This window comes from Streptomyces sp. 184 (assembly GCF_045781775.1).
In the GTDB taxonomy this organism is placed as follows: domain Bacteria; phylum Actinomycetota; class Actinomycetes; order Streptomycetales; family Streptomycetaceae; genus Streptomyces.
The window spans coordinates 6,671,655-6,688,311 of the sequence record NZ_CP123230.1 but is presented as its reverse complement, the minus strand read 5'-3'; the positions used below and the strand labels follow the sequence as shown (position 1 = coordinate 6,688,311).

The 16,657-nt window shown below is 74.3% G+C and carries 13 protein-coding genes; 5 read left to right on the top strand and 8 right to left on the bottom strand.

Features of this window, described 5'->3' with window-relative positions:
* Positions 1 to 95: 95 nt before the first annotated feature.
* From QBL21_RS28380 to QBL21_RS28370, 3 genes are all read right to left on the bottom strand, one after another.
* Complete coding sequence (locus QBL21_RS28380) at positions 96 to 965, bottom strand: siderophore-interacting protein (RefSeq protein ID WP_407565082.1); 870 nt, start codon at positions 963 to 965, stop codon at positions 96 to 98.
* Between the two features lies 1 nt (position 966).
* Entirely contained in the window at positions 967 to 1,998 is a 1,032-nt protein-coding gene (locus QBL21_RS28375) for an ABC transporter substrate-binding protein (RefSeq protein WP_407565081.1), read from the bottom strand.
* A 116-nt stretch (positions 1,999 to 2,114) separates the two neighbouring features.
* Positions 2,115 to 3,068 (bottom strand): TAXI family TRAP transporter solute-binding subunit, encoded by a 954-nt coding sequence (locus QBL21_RS28370; RefSeq protein ID WP_407565080.1) that lies wholly within the window; start codon positions 3,066 to 3,068, stop codon positions 2,115 to 2,117.
* Positions 3,069 to 3,168: 100 nt separating this feature from the next.
* Here QBL21_RS28370 and QBL21_RS28365 point away from each other — a divergent pair, with 100 nt between their 5' ends.
* Both QBL21_RS28365 and QBL21_RS28360 read left to right on the top strand, forming a co-directional pair.
* The gene (locus tag QBL21_RS28365) at positions 3,169 to 5,328 is read left to right on the top strand and encodes an ATP-binding protein (RefSeq protein ID WP_407565079.1); all 2,160 of its coding nucleotides are present in this window, start codon (positions 3,169 to 3,171) and stop codon (positions 5,326 to 5,328) included.
* A complete protein-coding gene (locus tag QBL21_RS28360; protein WP_407565078.1) occupies positions 5,321 to 6,844 on the top strand; it encodes an ABC transporter substrate-binding protein in 1,524 nt (507 codons plus the stop codon). The genes QBL21_RS28365 and QBL21_RS28360 overlap by 8 nt, the downstream gene beginning before the upstream one ends.
* 30 nt (positions 6,845 to 6,874) lie before the next feature.
* Here the strand turns inward: QBL21_RS28360 and QBL21_RS28355 are convergent, their stop codons facing one another.
* Genes QBL21_RS28355 through QBL21_RS28340 form a run of 4 tightly spaced genes read right to left on the bottom strand, consistent with a single transcriptional unit; the run spans position 6,875 to position 12,772 of the window.
* The gene (locus tag QBL21_RS28355; protein ID WP_407565077.1) at positions 6,875 to 8,053 is read right to left on the bottom strand and encodes an acyl-CoA dehydrogenase family protein; all 1,179 of its coding nucleotides are present in this window, start codon (positions 8,051 to 8,053) and stop codon (positions 6,875 to 6,877) included.
* A 5-nt stretch (positions 8,054 to 8,058) separates the two neighbouring features.
* A complete protein-coding gene (locus QBL21_RS28350) occupies positions 8,059 to 9,012 on the bottom strand; it encodes a hydroxymethylglutaryl-CoA lyase (protein WP_407565076.1) in 954 nt (317 codons plus the stop codon).
* Positions 9,009 to 11,117 (bottom strand): biotin carboxylase N-terminal domain-containing protein, encoded by a 2,109-nt coding sequence (locus QBL21_RS28345; protein ID WP_407565075.1) that lies wholly within the window; start codon positions 11,115 to 11,117, stop codon positions 9,009 to 9,011. The genes QBL21_RS28350 and QBL21_RS28345 overlap by 4 nt, the downstream gene beginning before the upstream one ends.
* A gap of 14 nt (positions 11,118 to 11,131) precedes the next feature.
* Positions 11,132 to 12,772 carry a carboxyl transferase domain-containing protein gene (locus QBL21_RS28340; protein ID WP_407565074.1) on the bottom strand — a complete coding sequence of 547 codons (1,641 nt, stop codon included), beginning with the start codon at positions 12,770 to 12,772 and terminating at the stop codon, positions 11,132 to 11,134.
* 139 nt (positions 12,773 to 12,911) lie between these two features.
* On the opposite strand from QBL21_RS28340, the gene QBL21_RS28335 reads away from it, so the two are divergent.
* The 3 genes from QBL21_RS28335 (at position 12,912) to QBL21_RS28325 (ending at position 15,740) form a co-directional block, all read left to right on the top strand.
* A complete protein-coding gene (locus QBL21_RS28335; protein WP_407565073.1) occupies positions 12,912 to 13,511 on the top strand; it encodes a TetR/AcrR family transcriptional regulator in 600 nt (199 codons plus the stop codon).
* A gap of 156 nt (positions 13,512 to 13,667) precedes the next feature.
* Positions 13,668 to 14,825 (top strand): acyl-CoA dehydrogenase family protein, encoded by a 1,158-nt coding sequence (locus tag QBL21_RS28330; RefSeq protein WP_407565072.1) that lies wholly within the window; start codon positions 13,668 to 13,670, stop codon positions 14,823 to 14,825.
* Positions 14,826 to 14,852: 27 nt separating this feature from the next.
* Complete coding sequence (locus QBL21_RS28325; RefSeq protein WP_407565071.1) at positions 14,853 to 15,740, top strand: acyl-CoA thioesterase; 888 nt, start codon at positions 14,853 to 14,855, stop codon at positions 15,738 to 15,740.
* A gap of 61 nt (positions 15,741 to 15,801) precedes the next feature.
* On the opposite strand, the gene QBL21_RS28320 is transcribed toward QBL21_RS28325, so the two are convergent.
* A complete protein-coding gene (locus QBL21_RS28320) occupies positions 15,802 to 16,623 on the bottom strand; it encodes a phosphatase (RefSeq protein ID WP_407565070.1) in 822 nt (273 codons plus the stop codon).
* Positions 16,624 to 16,657 lie beyond the last annotated feature (34 nt).

Here is a 16,657-nt window from a genome sequence, read left to right as displayed (position 1 = left end):
GTCCTCACGACGGGGGCCAGAAACTTAGGGAAGCCTAACCTAAGTAATTCGGCCTAGGGCCCTCGCCCCCGTCGTTTCGGCCACTGTGTGCGGGCTCACCCCTCCGCGTCCGTATCCTCGGCCTCGTAGCGGAACTGGTCCTCGGAGGCGCCGCGGCGCCAGTAGCCGGTGAAGGCGACCGCCCGGCGGTCGAACTTCCGCTCCCGGACGAGCTGTCGGCGCAGCTCCCGCACCATCCCCGCCTCGCCCGCGAGCCAGGCGTACGGCGTCCCTTCCGGCAGCTCCGCGGCGCGCAGCGCGTCGACCACGCCGCCGGTGGCGCCGGTGAGCCAGGTGATCTCGGCGTCCGCGGCGGTGTCCAGCTTGATCGCGTCGTCGGTGTGCGGCACCCGGATCCACACCTTCGCCGGCTGCCCCTCCGGCAGCGCCTGGAGGATCGCGGCGGCGGCCGGAAGCGCCGTCTCGTCGGCGGCGACGATGACGAAATCCGTACCCTCGGGCGGCCGGAAACGTACGCCGGTGTTGTCGGGCACCGCCGGGCCCAGCGCGATGATCCAGTCGCCCGGCTCGGCCTCGCTCGCCCACTGCGCGGCGGGGCCCGCGGGGTCGGTGTGCAGCACGAAGTCGATGTCCACCTCGCCGGGGCGCTGGGCGCGCACCGTGTACGAGCGCAGCACGGCCCGTACGCCCGGGTCGAGCGCGCGGTACTCCTGGAACCAGTCCGGGCCCGTGGGCATCACCGGCTCCGCCTGGCCGGGGTGCGGCAGGAACAGCGACAGGCTCTGGTCGAAGCCGCCGGAGGCGAAGCCGTCGAGGCTGCCGTCGCCGTCGGCGCCGAAGGTGATCCGCAGGAGGGTGGGGCTGAGCCGCTCGGTGCGGGCGACTTCGAGGCGGAAGAAGCGGAACGGCTCGGCGGCGGCGTCGGCCGCCGGCTCCTCCGTCTGCGCGGTCGGTTCCGTGGTCACGTCAGCTCACCTTCCTGGCGTTCTCAAGGGCGTCGGCCAGGTCTTCGAGGACCGGCGCACATTTGTCGTACGAGTAGACGGGCTCGGTGACGCGGGAGACGACCTGGCCCGCCCGGACCGCGGGCAGCCGCTCCCAGGTGGGCTTGGCCTTCAGGGCACCGGGCTGGAGCGTGGCGGTGCGGTTGTCGAGCATGATCAGGTCGGCGTCGTACCTGTCGGCGTTCTCCCAGCTCAGCTCCTCGAACCAGCCGCCGCTGTTCTTCTTCGCCGACTCCGGCGGCTCGATGAAGTTCACCCCGAGCTGCTTGAAGTACTCCAGGTCGGCGGAGAGGTTCGTGCCCGAGACGTAGAAGAGGTCGGCGCTGCCGGAGCCGACGAGGACCTTGATGTCCTTCCTGGCCTTCGCCGCCTCCCGCAGCCGTCCGGCGGCGTCCTCGAAGCGCTTCCTGGCCGCCTTGATCCGCGCGGACCCGGTGTCGGCGCCGAGCGACCCGGCGAGCTGGAGCGTGCGCTCCAGCGGCTCGGTCATGGGCCGGTCGTAGACGCTGACGGCCACGCTGGGCGCCAGCTTGAGGATCTTGCCGGCGGACTCCTCGGGTACGTACCAGAGGGTGCCCGCGGCGTCGAACGTCGGGGCGACGATCAGTTCGGGCGCGAGCGCCGCGTACTTCTCGATGCTGAACTGGCCCCAGGCGTTGCCGAGTATCTCGACCTTGTCGACGTCCAGATCCCCGGCCTGCACGTCCGGCTTGCCGTCCGCGGTCTTGGTCGGGCCGAACACCCCGGCGCACTCGACGCCGTAGTCGTGCAGGGCGGCGGCCGTGCCCGTGAACGCGACGACGGTCCGCGGCGTGCCGTCCGCCTTCGCCGTCTTGCCGCGGTCGTCCTCGAACGACCAGGGGCCGCCCTTCGCGTCGCCGCCGCCGGAGCCGCCGTCGTCGCCGCAGGCGGCGAGGAGTGCGGTGAGGCCGGTGGCGCCGCCGGCGGCCAGCAGGCTGCGGCGGGAGAGCGGGCGGGCGCGGGCTCGGGGCATGGCGAGTCTCTCTCGTGCGTACGGTGGCCCTGCCGGGCCGTCGACGCCGATTAGGCTAGCCTAACCTAATTGACCTTCCCAGAGGGGTCGCGGACGATCCCGCCGCGGCGACGGAATCAGGCCATGAACCCCGCCTCCCGGTAGGCGCGCGCGGCGCCCGGGTGCAGCGGTGCCGGGACGTTGCGCCACGCGGTGTTCGGGTTGAACGCGGCGAGCGACGGATGCACGTCGGGCAGTCGGACGAGGGCGCCGAGCAGCAGCCGGGTCAGCGCGTACGCCGTGTCGTCGGCCAGGTCCGCGGAGACCACCAGGACGGTCCCGGCGAAGCACGTCGCCACGTCCCCGGTGTGCAGGCCCGGATACGTACCGGCGGGGATGACGCCGGGGGTGCAGCCGTAGCGGCGGGCGAGGTGGGCGACGAGGTCCGCGGGCAGCGGGGCGAGTTCGAGGCGCCGGGCGCCGCCGACCGCGGCGGCGATGCTGGGGGCGGGCAGCGTCGTCGCGCCGAAGACGTGGTCGACCTCGCCCGCGTGCAGCGCGCGGACCAGCGCGTCGTAGCCGTCGAGGAGCACCCGGCCGCCGCGGGCGCGGATGCCGTCGTACGAGGTGCCGTAGTGCGCGACGACGGCACGGAACATCAGCTCGTCGGTGGTGTCCTCCGGCGGCGCCCCGAACCGCCCGCTGGGCGGCCCGGATATCGCCTCCCTGAGCCCGCCGGGCACGGCATCGGAGTCCGCCGCCCGCAGCAGGTTGTACGGCAGCGCCGACCAGCCCGTGCCCAGGACCCGAAGGCCGGGCATCGGGGCGTCGAACGGCGGCCCGCCGTTGTACGCCGCGGCCGTCACCACGTCCGTACTCATCCCCACCTCGCCCGCGCCGTCCCGGATCCGCGCCAGGTTCTCCCGCCCGCCCCCGGCCGCCAGCGACAGCCGCAGCGCCGGGTCGCGGCCGTCGAGGAGCCGGATCAGGCCCTCGGTCATCTCGTACCAGCCGTCGCCCGGATTGCCGCCCAGCCAGGTCGATTCCCGGGGCGCCAGGGGCTCGCGTGCCTGCTCCGTACGGTCGGTCATGTGCGTCCGCCTCTCCCGTGAGGTGGGGCCACGTTCCGGATCAGTGCGTCAAGAAGCCGTCAGGAAACGGTACGTTCCCATAATCTGGTACCCCGTCAGCGTGGACGGGGACGAGGAGTTGCGCATGGGCCAGGGGTGGGAGGGGCGCTCCCGGCGCGACCGGGTCGTCACCGAGTACGTGGGCACCGCGCTGCGGCGCCGTTTCCGGCCCGCGTTCCTGCGGCTCACGTACCCCGCGCCCGCCGACGAGCAGCAGCCGGTGACCCTGGTGCTGGGCCCGCGCGGCAGCGGCAAGAGCACCCTGCTGCGGCACTTACGAAGTGCGTGGGACGACGTGCCCGCCTCCCTCCAGGACATCGCCGTGCACCGGCAGCACAACGCCACCTGCTTCGACGTACTCGCCGAGCTGGTCTTCGACCTGCACGCACGCAAGCGCGGCTGGCCCCGGCTCACCTTCCCCTCCTTCGGCGTGCAGGCCGTCGCCGTCCGGGCCGACGTGCCGCTGGACAGCCGGAAGGCGGCGGCCCGTGCCATGGTCAGGGCCCTCGCGCCGGTCCCGGCGGACGGCGGCGACGGCGCCTTCGTCAACCGGCTCGTGGAGGCCGCCGGCATGCTGGGCATACCGGCGCCGCTGCGCGCGCCCCTGCTGCTCGTGCCGGGCGGCCGGCGGGCGTTCGCGCTCGGGCTCGCCCGGCTGCGCCTCGGCCGGGCCCTGCGCGACGCGCGCCACCGCGGCTACCTCGACTACCTGGTCGACCTGAAGAAGCGTTTCCACGACCCCGCCACCCGGCGCAGCGCCGAGCAGGACCTCGCCCGCGCGTTCCTGGACGACCTCTGCCGCGCGTACGGGCGCGGGCACAGCGCCCGCGTCCACGACACCCGCTGCCTCGTGCTCCTCGACAACGCCGAACACCAGCTCGGCGGCGACCTGCTGGAGCTGCTGCTCGAAGCGCGCCAGGCCCGGCAGGAGGGAACGGGCATCCAGCCGCGGCCGGGGGAGCCCGGGGAGCCGGCCGGGCGCACCGACCCGCTCGTCGTCCTCGCCGCCGCTGCCGCCTACCCCAAGGCGCTCAAGAAGCCCGCGCTCGGCTACAAGCCGCAGCCCGGCCGCTATCCCGGCTGGTGGGACCCCGAGGACCCCGGCTTCCGGCCCAAGCGGCTCGCCCCGGGGCTGTGCGTCGGGCAACTGCGCGACCTGCGGCGCGAGGAGGTGGAGGCGCAGGCGCTCGAAGTGCTGCGGGCCGACGGCGCGGCCGGGGCCGGCGCCCCCGACGGCGATCCCGGTGAACTCCTGCCCGACGCCGGCGTGAAGTGGCTGGGCTGGGCCGCGTACGAGGTGACCCGCGGCCACCCCCTGGCCACCCGCCACCTCTTCGACGAACTGCTCGCCACCGAAGACCGCCAGTCCTGGGAGACCCGCATCCAGCGCGTGCTCGCCCCCGACTCGCCCCTCGTCACCACCCTGCTGGAGCGCCTGCTGCCCAGGGACGCCCGCGAGACCGGCCTGTGGGACGCCCTGCCGCGCTGCGCCGCCGCCACCGACCTGGCCCGCGCCGTCGCCGCGGGCCCGCTGTGGGCGGAGGGCGAGACGGCGCTGCGCAACGCCGTCGGCGCGTTCTCCGGCGACGTGCTCCAGACCATGCACGTACGCACCCGCGACAGCGCCGCCGACGGCCCGCTCCAGACCCTCCACCCGCTGCTGCGGCTGCTGCTCCTGCGCCGTCTGGAGGCCACCGGCGGCTGGCGGGACGCCCACGAGGCCCTGCGCCGCGACGCCGCGGAGCGCGGGCTGCCGGAGATCGAGGCGTACCACCGGCTCGCGCTGGAGGACCTGCACGCCGCCGCCCGCTTCCTCAACGACCGCTTCGGCGACGCCGACGCCACCCGCTGGTGCCGCCTCCTCGTCCGGCTGCGCCGCGCGCCGGTACGCGCCCGCATCCACGCGCACGCCCCGCAGGCCGACTCGCCGCAGCAGCGGTACGAGGGGCTGCTCGGCTTCCTCAGCACCGACGAGGTCGAGAGCCGGGAGCGCACCGTTACCCGGCTGCTGGTGGCGAGCTGGATGGCGCCCGAGCCCGCCGAGTCGCCCGAGACCGACCACGTCGGCGACCCGTACCGCAACCCGCTCGAAGACCTCTACGGCCAGCTCTACGGCGAGATCAACGCCCGCTTCATGACGCTGGCCTACGGCCCCTTCGGCGGCGGCACCCCGGCGCTGCTGGACCAGGCGCGACAGTACGAGGAGAAGCCCGGTGAGTGACAGGCGGCTGGGGCGCGGCGGCACGACGCCCTGGGGAGCGGTGGTGCTCGTGGCCGTGGTCGCGCTCGGCGCGCTGGCCTGGTTCCTGCCCAGGACCCTCGGCGGCGACGAGGAGTGCGCGGCCGGGGTCGTGCGGCTGGGCGGCGAGTGCGTGGGCGTCACCGACGGGGCGTACTCCTTCGACGGCGAACTGGACGAGGTCACCCGCCGGATCCGGGAGGAGAACGAGCGCGTCGAGCGCTCCGGCGCCGCGTCGGTGAGCATCGCGTACGTCGAGTCCATGACCCACGGCGCGGACGGCGGCGGCACCGGCGGACGGGCCGACGACCGCGACCCGACCGTCGTCCGCCAGGCGCTGGAGGGCGCGTACCTCGCGCAGCGCGCCCACAACCGGCTCGACGCCGACGACCCGCGCGCGGAGGAGGGCCCGTCGCCGAAGGTGCGGCTGCTGCTCGCCAACACCGGGGAGGGCGGGGCGCACTACGAGCGCGTCGTACGCGACCTGGAGGGCAGGGCGCGCGGCGACGAGCACCTGGTCGCCGTCACGGGCCTGGGCCAGAGCGTCGAGTCCACCGTCGCGACGGTGCGGCGGCTGCGCCGCGCCGGGATACCGATGGTCGGCGCGACGGTCGCCGCCGACGAACTGGCGCGCAAGGACCCCGACTTCTTCCGCGTCTCCCAGCCCACCGCGCAGCAGGCCGCCATCGCCGCGCGCGAGCTGGCCGAGCGGCAGCGCGAGGACCCCGGCTACCGGGTCGACGTCGTCAAGGACATCAAGGCCGGGGACACCTACAACAAGGCGCTGCGCGACGGCTTCGAACAGGCCGTCGCCGAACGCGGCGTGCGGCTCGCCACCGACGACGGCTACTCCTTCGAGTCCGGCCGCAGCTCGACCGCCAACGCGCTGACCTACATCGCCGACCAGGTCTGCCGCGCCCGGGAGGAACTGGACGCCGTCTACTTCGCCGCCCGCGGGCGCGCCCTGCGCCAGTTCGTCCAGGCCCTCGGGCAGCAGCCAGGCTGCAAGCTGGCCGTGGTGTCCGGGTCCAGCGCGCTCGGCCTGTACTTCGACTCGCCCGACCTGGAGCGCTGGGGCGCCCAGGGGCTGCGCATACGGTATACGGCCTACGCCCACCCCGAGGCCGGCGACGCCGCCGCCCTCGCGGACTTCGCCGACCGCTACTGCGCCGACTTCCGCCCCGGCGCCCGCCGCGGCGCCTGCGCGGCGGGCGACGGGCCGCTGGAGAGCGGGCAGGCGATCATGGGGTACGACGCGATGCTGGCGCTGGTCAAGGCGGTGGAGTTCGCCACGGGGCCGGACGGCGACGACCCCGTGGACGCGGGCGCGGTACGGCAGATGCTCCTCCAGCTCGGCACCACGAAGGAGGTCCGCGGCCTCGGCGGGCCCATCGGCTTCGACACGTACGGCAACCCGAAGGACAAGCCCATGGCGTACGTCGAACTCCAGTGGCGCTCCGGCTTCCGGTACGTCCACAAGGCCGAACTCTGGCCGTGAGCCCGCCTCCCGGCGACCGCCCGCGGCCCGTCAGGCGGTGGGCGGCAGGCCCAGCTCGCGGGCGATCAGCATGCGCTGCACCTCGCTGGTGCCCTCGCCGATCTCCAGGATCTTGGAGTCCCGCCACATCCGCGCCACCGGGTACTCGTTCATGAACCCGTACCCGCCGTGGATCTGCGTCGCCTCCCGCGCGTTGTCCACCGCCACCGTCGAGGTGTGCAGCTTCGCCAGCGCCGCCGCCTTCTTGAACGGCTCGCCGTGCACCAGCCGCGACGCCGCGTCCCGCCAGGCCAGCCGGGCGGTGTGGGCGCGCAGGTCCATGTCGGCCAGCTTGAACTGGATGGCCTGGTTGGCGCCGATGGGCCGGCCGAAGGCGTGGCGCTGCTCCGCGTACGCCAGCGACTCGTCCAGGCAGCCCTGCGCCAGACCGGTGGCCAGCGCGGCGATCGCGATGCGGCCCTCGTCCAGGATCCGCAGGAACTGGGCGTAGCCCCGGCCGCGTTCGCCGAGGAGGTTCGCGGCCGGGACGCGGACGTCGGAGAAGGACAGCTCCCGGGTGTCGGAGGCGTTCCAGCCGACCTTGGAGTACGGGGCGGCGACCGTGAAGCCGGGGGTGCCGGACGGCACGATGATCGAGGAGATCTCCGGCTTGCCCGCCTCGCTCCTGCCGGTGACGGCGGTGACGGTGACCAGGCCGGTGATGTCCGTACCGGAGTTGGTGATGAAGCACTTCGTCCCGTTGATCACCCACTCGCCGGCCGCCTCGTCCAGGCGCGCCGTGGTGCGCGTACCGCCCGCGTCCGAGCCGCACTCCGGCTCCGTCAGGCCGAACGCGCCCAGCATCTCGCCGGAGCACAGCTTCGGCAGCCAGGTGCGCTTCTGCTCCTCCGTACCGAAGTGGTAGACCGGCATCGCGCCCAGCGAGCAGCCCGCCTCCAGCGTGATGGCCACCGAGGAGTCGACCCGCGCCAGCTCCTCCAGCACGACGCCGAGCGCCAGGTAGTCGCCGCCCATGCCGCCGTACTCCTCGGGGAACGGCAGGCCGAACAGGCCCATGCGGCCCATCTCGCGCACGATGTCGTACGGGAACTCGTGCCGCTCGTAGTAGTCGCCGATCTTCGGCGCCACCACGTCGTGCGCGAACTCCTCGACCGTGCGGCGGAGCTGTTCCAGCTCGGGGGAGAGGCGGTGGTCGAGACTCGGCGTCATCGGGGTCACTCCTTGTGGGAGAGGGCGGTCACGGTGCGGGACGGGCTCGGGCGGCCGAGGCGGTCGGCCATCCAGACGCTGGTGGCGACGAGCCGGTCGAGGTCGACGCCGGTCTCGACGCCGAGCCCCTGGAGCATCCACACGAGGTCTTCGGTGGCGAGGTTGCCGGTCGCGCTCTTCGCGAACGGGCAGCCGCCGAGGCCGCCCGCGGAGGCGTCGACGGTGGTGACGCCGTGCCGGAGCGCGGCGAGGGTGTTGGCCAGGGCCTGGCCGTACGTGTCGTGGAAGTGGACGCCGAGCCGGCCGGCGCCGAGGCCGTCCGCGGCCAGGGCGTCGAGCAGCGCGGAGACGTGGCCGGGGGTGGCGACGCCGATGGTGTCGCCGAGGCTCAGCTCGTCGCAGCCCATGTCGGCGAGCGCGCGTGCGGTGCGCACCACCTGGGCCAGGGGGACCTGCCCCTCCCAGGGGTCGCCGAAGCACATCGACAGATAGCCGCGGACGTGCAGGCCCTCCTCCTTGGCCCGCGCGACGACCGGGGCGAACATCGCCAGGGACTCGGCCACGGTGCGGTTGAGGTTGCGGCGGGCGAAGGTCTCGGTGGCGCTGGCGAAGACGGCGACGCGGCGGGCGCCGAGGGCGGTGGCGCGATCGAGGCCGCGGATGTTCGGTACGAGGACGGGGAGGCGGACGCCGCTCTCCGGTCCGGTGAGGCCGGCGAGGCGGGGGTAGAGGTCCTCGGCGTCGGCGAGCTGCGGCACCCACTTCGGGTGCACGAAGCTGGTCGCCTCGACGGTGGTGAGGCCGGCGGCGGCCAGGCGGTGCACGAACTCGGCCTTGACGTCGGTGGGGACGGTGGCCTTCTCGTTCTGGAGCCCGTCGCGGGGGCCGACCTCGTGGATACGGACCCGGGCGGGCAGCCCGGCGGCGGGGACGCGCATGGGGAGGGGGGAGTCGGTCATCGCGGGCCCTCCTGGTCGTCGTCCGGCACCACGATGGCCAGGACCTGGTCCATGGCCACGGTCCCGCCGGCGACGACGTCCAGCTCGGCGACGGTGCCGGCGTGCGGGGCGGAGATGACGTGCTCCATCTTCATCGCCTCGACGACGAGCAGGCTCTGCCCGGCGGCGACGCGGTCGCCCACGGCGGCCTTGACGACGGTCACGGTGCCGGGCATCGGCGCGGTGAGCGCGTCGGCCCCGGCGGCGAGGGCGCCGCCGCGGAGCGCGGCCTCGACGGGGTCGTGGGCGAGGAGGTGCCAGGCGTCGCCGTCGCGCCCGAGCCAAAGACCCTCGGGGCCGGGGCCGGGGCCGGCGCCGGGGTCGTCGGCGGGGGCGAGGGTGAACCGGTGGGTGACGCCGTCGAGTTCGAGGGTGACGGTGCCGCTTTCGCTCTGCCGCAGCCGGGCCCGTACGGTCGCCGCGCCGTCCGCCGAGTCCTCCGCCGCGTCGTCGCCGGTGCGTACCTCCGCGGCCGTCGTCAGCCCCCGGACCCGTACCGCGACCGGATCCCGGCCCGGCCCGCGGAACCACCGCACCGTCCACGCGGGCGGGCCGCCCGCGCGCCAGCCCGAGGGCTCCGCGAACGGATCCGTCCAGCCCGCCGGGCCCGCGGGCTCGCGCGCCGCCGACTCCAGCGCCGACTGCGCCAGCAGCCCCGCCGCCGCGTACGCCTCCGGCGGCACCAAAACCGCCGCCAGGCGGGCCGCGTCGCGGTCGACCAGGCCCGTGTCCAGGTCCCCCGCCGCCACCGCGGGGTGCGCCAGCAGCCGCCGCAGGAAGCCCGCGTTCGTGTCCAGGCCCAGCACCACCGTGTCCGCCAGGGCCGTCCGCAGCCGGCGCAGCGCGGTGGTGCGGTCCGGGCCCCAGGCGATGACCTTCGCCAGCATCGGGTCGTACGCGGTGCCGACCTCCGTGCCCTCCGCGAGCCCCGAGTCGACCCGCACGCCGGGACCCGACGGCTCGCGCAGCAGCCGCACCCGGCCCGCCGAGGGCAGGAAGTCGACCCGCGTGCCGTCCTCCGCCACGCGCGCCGTCTCCGCGCAGATCCGCGCCTCCACGGCGTGCCCGTCCAGCACCACCTCGTCCGAGGTGAACGTCAGTTGCTGCCCCGCGGCCACCCGGAGCTGCCACTCCACCAGGTCGAGGCCCGTGACCAGCTCGGTGACCGGGTGCTCGACCTGGAGCCGCGTGTTCATCTCCATGAAGTAGTACGCGACGGGGCCCGCGCCCCCGCCCGGCACGATGAACTCCACCGTCCCGGCGCCCGCGTACCCGCAGGACCGCGCCGCCTCCACCGCCGCCGCGCCCATCGCCGCCCGGGTCGCCTCGTCCAGCAGCGGCGACGGCGCCTCCTCGACGATCTTCTGGTGCCGCCGCTGGAGCGAGCACTCCCGCTCGCCGAGGTGCACCACGTTCCCGTGGCCGTCCGCCAGCACCTGGATCTCGATGTGCCGCGGCCGGTCGATCCACCGCTCCACCAGCAGCGTGTCGTCGCCGAACGAACCCCGCGCCTCGCGCCGCGCGCCCGCGATCTCGTCCGCCAGCGCGCCTTCGTCCCGTACCAGCCGCATGCCCTTGCCGCCGCCGCCCGCCGAGGGCTTCAGCAGCACCGGCAGGCCGATCTCCCGCGCCGCCGCCGCCAGTTCGGCGTCCGACAGGCCGCTGCCCGACGAGCCCGGCACCACCGGCACACCCGCCGCCCGCACCGTCTCCTTCGCGCGGATCTTGTCGCCCATCAGCTCGATGGCACCGGCCGGCGGGCCGACGAAGACCAGCCCGGCCGCCACGCACGCGCGCGCGAACTCCGCGTTCTCGGCGAGGAACCCGTAGCCGGGGTGCACCGCCTCGGCGCCCGTCTCGCGGGCCGCGCGCAGCAGCTCCTCGACGGACAGATAGCTCTCGATCCGCACGGCGGTGCCGCCGGCCGCGGCGGCCTCGCGTACGTGCCGGGCGTCCGCGTCCGCGTCGGTGAACACCGCCGCGGGGCGGATGCCGAGCGCACGCAGCGTACGGATGACCCGTACCGCGATCTCACCCCGGTTGGCCAGCAGAACGGTCTCGAACACCGTCACCCTCCCCCTCACATCCGGAAGACGCCGAAGCCCTGCGCCGCGCCGTCCCTGGCGGGCAGCGGCGCGTGGGCGCAGGCGGTCAGCGCGAGCCCCAGCACCCGGCGGGTGTCCAGCGGGTCGATGACGCCGTCGTCCCACAGGCGGGCGGTCGCGTAGTAGGCGTTGCCCTGCGTCTCGTACTGCTCGCGGACCGGCGCCTTGAACTCGGCCTCCTCCGCCGCCGACCACTCCTCGCCGCGCGCCTCCAACTGGTCGCGCTTGACGGTCGCGAGGACGGAGGCGGCCTGCTCGCCGCCCATGACGGAGATCTTCGCGTTGGGCCACATCCACAGGAAGCGGGGAGAGTAGGCCCGGCCGCACATGGAGTAGTTGCCGGCGCCGTACGAGCCGCCGATGACGACCGTCAGCTTCGGCACCCGGGTGCAGGCCACCGCGGTCACCATCTTCGCGCCGTGCTTGGCGATGCCGCCGGCCTCGTAGCTGCGGCCGACCATGAAGCCGGAGATGTTCTGGAGGAACAGCAGCGGGATGCCGCGCTGGTCGCACAGCTCGATGAAGTGGGCGCCCTTCTGGGCGGACTCGGAGAACAGGATGCCGTTGTTGGCGACGATGCCGACGGCGTGCCCGTGGATGCGGGCGAAGCCGGTGACGAGCGTCGTGCCGTACTCGGCCTTGAACTCCTGGAAGCGCGAGCCGTCGACCACCCGCGCGATGACCTCGCGCACGTCGTACGGCGTCCGGGAGTCGACCGGCACGACGCCGTACAGCCCGGCGGGGTCGTGCTTGGGCTCCACCGCGGCGCGTACGGACCAGGGGGGCGGGCCGGGCTCGGGGAGGGTGTCGACGATGCCGCGGACGATGCGCAGCGCGTGCGGGTCGTCCTCGGCGAGGTGGTCGGTGACGCCGGAGGTGCGGGAGTGCACCTCGCCGCCGCCCAGCTCCTCGGCGCTGACGACCTCGCCGGTGGCGGCCTTCACCAGGGGCGGGCCGCCGAGGAAGATCGTGCCCTGGTCGCGGACGATGACGGCCTCGTCGCTCATCGCCGGGACGTACGCGCCGCCGGCGGTGCAGGAGCCGAGGACGGCGGCGATCTGCGGGATGCCGGCGCCGGACATGCGGGCCTGGTTGTAGAAGATCCGGCCGAAGTGCTCGCGGTCGGGGAAGACCTCGTCCTGCATGGGCAGGAAGGCGCCGCCGGAGTCGACGAGGTAGACGCAGGGCAGCCGGTTCTCCAGCGCGATCTCCTGCGCGCGCAGGTGCTTCTTGACCGTCATCGGGTAATACGTGCCGCCCTTGACGGTGGCGTCGTTGGCGATGACGACGCAGGCCCGGCCCCTGACCCGGCCGATGCCGGCGATGACCCCGGCGGCGGGCGCGGCGCCGCCGTACATGCCGTCGGCGGCGAGCGGGGCCAGCTCCAGGAAGGGCGAGCCGGGGTCGAGCAGGCCGTCGACGCGGTCGCGGGGCAGGAGCTTGCCGCGGGCGGTGTGCCGGGCGCGGGCCTTCTCGCCGCCGCCGGCGCGGGCGGCGGCGAGCTTGTCGTACAGCTCGCCGGCGAGCGCGCGGTGCGCTTCCTCGTTCGTCCGCCAGGCGGCGCCGGCCGGGCCGGCGGGGTCCGCGGCGGTCGTCAGCACGGGTGCGTGGTCCACGGGGGCGCGCCCTTCCCTAGGTGAGCCGTACGGCCGGAGTGACCGGGCCGGACGGACTGGCCGACAAGCAGGTTAGCTGTCGTTAACGCCGTGTGCCCAAGGTTAACGCTCACTAACCAGGCTGTCTACAATGGTCCCCATGAGCACCGAGGCCCCCACCCCCACCCGACGCGAGCAGATCCTGCGCGAGGCCGCCCGCCTCTTCGCGGACCGCGGCTTCCACGGGGTCGGCGTGGACGAGATAGGCGCGGCGGTCGGCATCAGCGGCCCCGGCCTGTACCGGCACTTCGCCGGCAAGGACGCCATGCTCGCGGAGCTGCTGGTCGGCATCAGCGAGCGGCTGCTGGAGGCGGGCCGCACGCGGGCGTCGGTGCGCGGAGCCGCCCCGGACGCCCCGCTCGACGCGCTGATCAGCGGCCACATCGACTTCGCGCTGGACGACCGCCCGCTGATCACCCTGCACGACCGCGAGCTGGACCGGCTGCGCCACGAGGACCGCAAGCTGGTACGCCAGTTGCAGCGGCAGTACGTCGAGCTGTGGGTCGACGTCGTACGGGAGGTGTACCCGGGCCTGACCGAGGGCGCGGCCCGTACCGCCGTGCACGCGGTCTTCGGCCTCCTCAACTCCACGCCCCACCTCGGCGCCCGCGGCACCCTGCCCGACCGCACCGCCACCGCCGCCCTCCTGCACCGCCTGGCCCGCGGCGCCTTCGCGGCGGCCCCGCAGCCGGAGCGGTGACCGCGCGGCCGGTGCGGCGCCTCGCGGTCAGGGCTGTGGCCGTGCGGCCGGGCTGTGACCCCCGCCGCAGCGATGCGGCCTGGACAGCCGTGGTGACTCGCAGGTAGCTTCGACTGAGCAAGCGCTTAGTCGGAGTTGCCCCGGGAGGCGAGGACCATGCGGCGGACGGTGTTCAACGAGGACCACGAGGCGTTCCGCGAGACCATCCGGGACTTCATCGCCGCCGAGGTCGTGCCGAACTACCACGACTGGATGGAGGCCGGCGCCGTCCCCCGCGAGCTGTACAAGAAGCTCGGCGAGCTGGGCGTCTTCGGCATCGAGGTGCCCGAGGAGTACGGCGGCGCCGGCGAGCGGAGCTTCAAGTTCAACGCCGTCATCAGCGAGGAGTGCGCCCGCGCCGGCGTCTCCTTCGGCGGCTCCTCCGTCCACACCGCGCTGTGCCTGCCGTACCTGCTCAAGTACGGCAGCGAGGAGCAGAAGCGCCGCTGGCTGCCCCCCTTCGCCTCCGGCGACATGATGACCGCCATCGCCATGACCGAGCCCGGCACCGGCTCCGACCTCGCCGGCATGAAGACCACCGCGAAGCTCTCCGACGACGGCACGCACTACGTACTCAACGGCGCCAAGACCTTCATCACCGGCGGCGTCCAGGCCGACCGCGTCCTCGTCTGCGCCCGCACCGCCCCGCCGACCCCCGAGGACCGCCGCGGCGGCATCTCCATCCTCGTCGTCGACACCTCCGCCGCCGGCTACGCGGTGGGGCGCAAGCTCGACAAGCTCGGGCTGAAGTCCTCCGACACCGCCGAGCTGAGCTTCACCGACGTCAAGGTGCCCGTCGCCGACCTGCTCGGCGAGGAGGGCAAGGCGTTCACGTACCTCACCCACAACCTCCCGCAGGAGCGCCTCGGCATCGCCGTCGGCGCGTACGCCCAGGCCGCCGCGGCCGTGCGCTTCGCGCTGGAGTACGTCAGGGAGCGCACCGTCTTCGGCCGCACGGTGGCGGAGTTCCAGAACACGAAGTTCGTCCTCGCCGACTGCAAGGCCGAGGTCGACGCCATGCAGGCGTACGTCGACCGCGCGCTGGACGCGCACGACGCGGGCGAGCTGGGCGTCGCCGACGCCGCCGCCGTCAAGCTCTTCTGCACCGAGCGCGCCGCCGTCGTCATCGACAAGTGCCTGCAACTGCACGGCGGCTACGGCTACATGAACGAGTACCCGATCTCCCGCCTCTACGCCGACACCCGCGTCACCCGCATCTACGGCGGCACCAGCGAGGTCATGCGCTCCATCGTCGCCAAGTCGATGGGCCTGTAGGGCCGCGGCTTCTGCGAGACTCGGCCCATGGACGACGCCGCACTCACCGCGCTGGTCGAACTGCTGGACCTGGAGCAGATCGAGCAGGACATCTACCGCGGCCACTCCCGCGCCGCCGTCGTCCCGCGCGTCTTCGGCGGGCAGGTCGCCGCGCAGGCGCTGGTCGCCGCCGGCCGCACCGTGCCCGCCGACCGGCCGCCGCACTCGCTGCACGCCTACTTCCTGCGCCCCGGCGACCCCGGCGCCCCCATCGTCTACACCGTCGACCGCATCCGCGACGGCCGCTCCTTCACCACCCGCCGGGTCGTCGCCGTCCAGCACGGCCAGCCGATCTTCCACCTCTCGGCGTCGTTCCAGATCCACGAGGAGGGCCTGGCGCACCAGGTGCCCATGCCGCCGGCGCCCGACCCGGAGACGCTGCCCACCGCCGAGGAGGCGATGCCGCGCTACGCCGTCAACTTCCTCGACCCCTCCCTCGCGCCCCGGCTGCTGGAGGCGCGCGCCGCGGTCGACCTGCGGTACGTCGCGCCGCCGCCGTGGGGCGAGGTCGGGGTTCCGCGGGAGCCGCGCTCGCAGGTGTGGTTCCGTACGAACGGCAAGCTCGCCGGCGCCATCGACACCCCGCTGCTGCACGTCTGCCTCATGACGTACGTCTCGGACATGACGCTGCTCGACTCCGTGCTGCTCGCGCACGGCCGCGGCGGCTGGGCCGTCGGGGACGTGGTGGGCGCCAGCCTGGACCACGCGATGTGGTTCCACCGGCCGTTCCGGGCGGACGAGTGGCTGCTGTACGACCAGGAGTCGCCGACGTCGCAGGGCGGGCGCGGGCTGAGCGAGGGGCGGATCTTCACCCGCGACGGGCGGCTGGCGGCGTCGGTGATCCAGGAGGGCGTGATCCGCGTCCCGCGCGCCTGACGCCGCGGACGCCGCACCGCGCCATCGGCAGCACGAGCGCTCACGTGCCCGAGCCGCCGGGCTACGGCAGCTCCAGCCCCGCCGCCGCCAGCAGGTACGCCGTCAGCAGCGGGTACGCCCCCGGATCCGTGACGTGGTCGTCCAGCGGCACGGCCACCGCGAGCGTGCCCTCGGCCTCGCCGAGGAACAGCGCCGGGTCGTTGCAGTCCGCGTACCCCACGGCGTGCACACCGCGCTGCGCGGCCCCGCCCGCCCAGCCGTGGTCGGCGACCACCAGGTCCGGCAGCGGCTCGCCGGCCCGCTCCAGCGCGTCGAGGATCCGCCGCACCGGCTGCGGCGCGTGCGTGTGCCACAGCGTCGCGCCCCGCTCCAGCACGGCCACGTCGCAGAACTGCTGGACGTTGCCGTACGTCCCGTCGTCGCCCTCGTCCGCCCGCAGCCCCGGCGGCACCGTGACGATGTCGCAGCCCGCCGCGCGCAGCGCCGCCGCCGTCCTGCTGTGCACCTCAAGCAGCCCGCCGGGGTGGCCGGTCGCCAGCAGCACCCGCTGCCGGCCCTCGGCGGCCTTGCGCAGCTCGGCCGCCATCCGGTCCAGGCCGTCCACGGTCAGCTCCGGGTCGATACGGTCCTGGCCGTGGGTGTGCGCGGGGTCGGCGACGACGCCGACCCGCTCGGCCATGACGGCCAGCACGTCGCGCTCGTCCGTCCAGCGGTCGCCGAGGTCGAGGCCGAGCCAGTAGCGCAGGTTGCCCTGGCTCAGCTCGCGGTAGTGGCGCAGGTTTCCCTCGCGGGGCGTGGCGACGTCGCCCGCGATCCTGGTGCGTACGAGGTGGTCGACGAGGTCGGGGCGGCTGGGTGCGTCAGGCAGGGACATGGGTGCCATGGTGTCATTGTCACCCGGACACATGTACGGGGGC

Bases quoted from the DNA above. Each gene is read 5' to 3' on its own strand.
- QBL21_RS28355 (WP_407565077.1), bottom strand. From the start codon at position 8,053: ATGACGCCGAGTCTCGACCACCGCCTCTCCCCCGAGCTGGAACAGCTC.
- QBL21_RS28330 (WP_407565072.1), top strand. From the start codon at position 13,668: ATGCGGCGGACGGTGTTCAACGAGGACCACGAGGCGTTCCGCGAGACC.
- QBL21_RS28325 (WP_407565071.1), top strand. From the start codon at position 14,853: ATGGACGACGCCGCACTCACCGCGCTGGTCGAACTGCTGGACCTGGAG.
- QBL21_RS28370 (WP_407565080.1), bottom strand. From the start codon at position 3,068: ATGACCGACCGTACGGAGCAGGCACGCGAGCCCCTGGCGCCCCGGGAA.
- QBL21_RS28335 (WP_407565073.1), top strand. From the start codon at position 12,912: ATGAGCACCGAGGCCCCCACCCCCACCCGACGCGAGCAGATCCTGCGC.
- QBL21_RS28375 (WP_407565081.1), bottom strand. From the start codon at position 1,998: ATGCCCCGAGCCCGCGCCCGCCCGCTCTCCCGCCGCAGCCTGCTGGCC.
- QBL21_RS28320 (WP_407565070.1), bottom strand. From the start codon at position 16,623: ATGGCACCCATGTCCCTGCCTGACGCACCCAGCCGCCCCGACCTCGTC.
- QBL21_RS28350 (WP_407565076.1), bottom strand. From the start codon at position 9,012: ATGACCGACTCCCCCCTCCCCATGCGCGTCCCCGCCGCCGGGCTGCCC.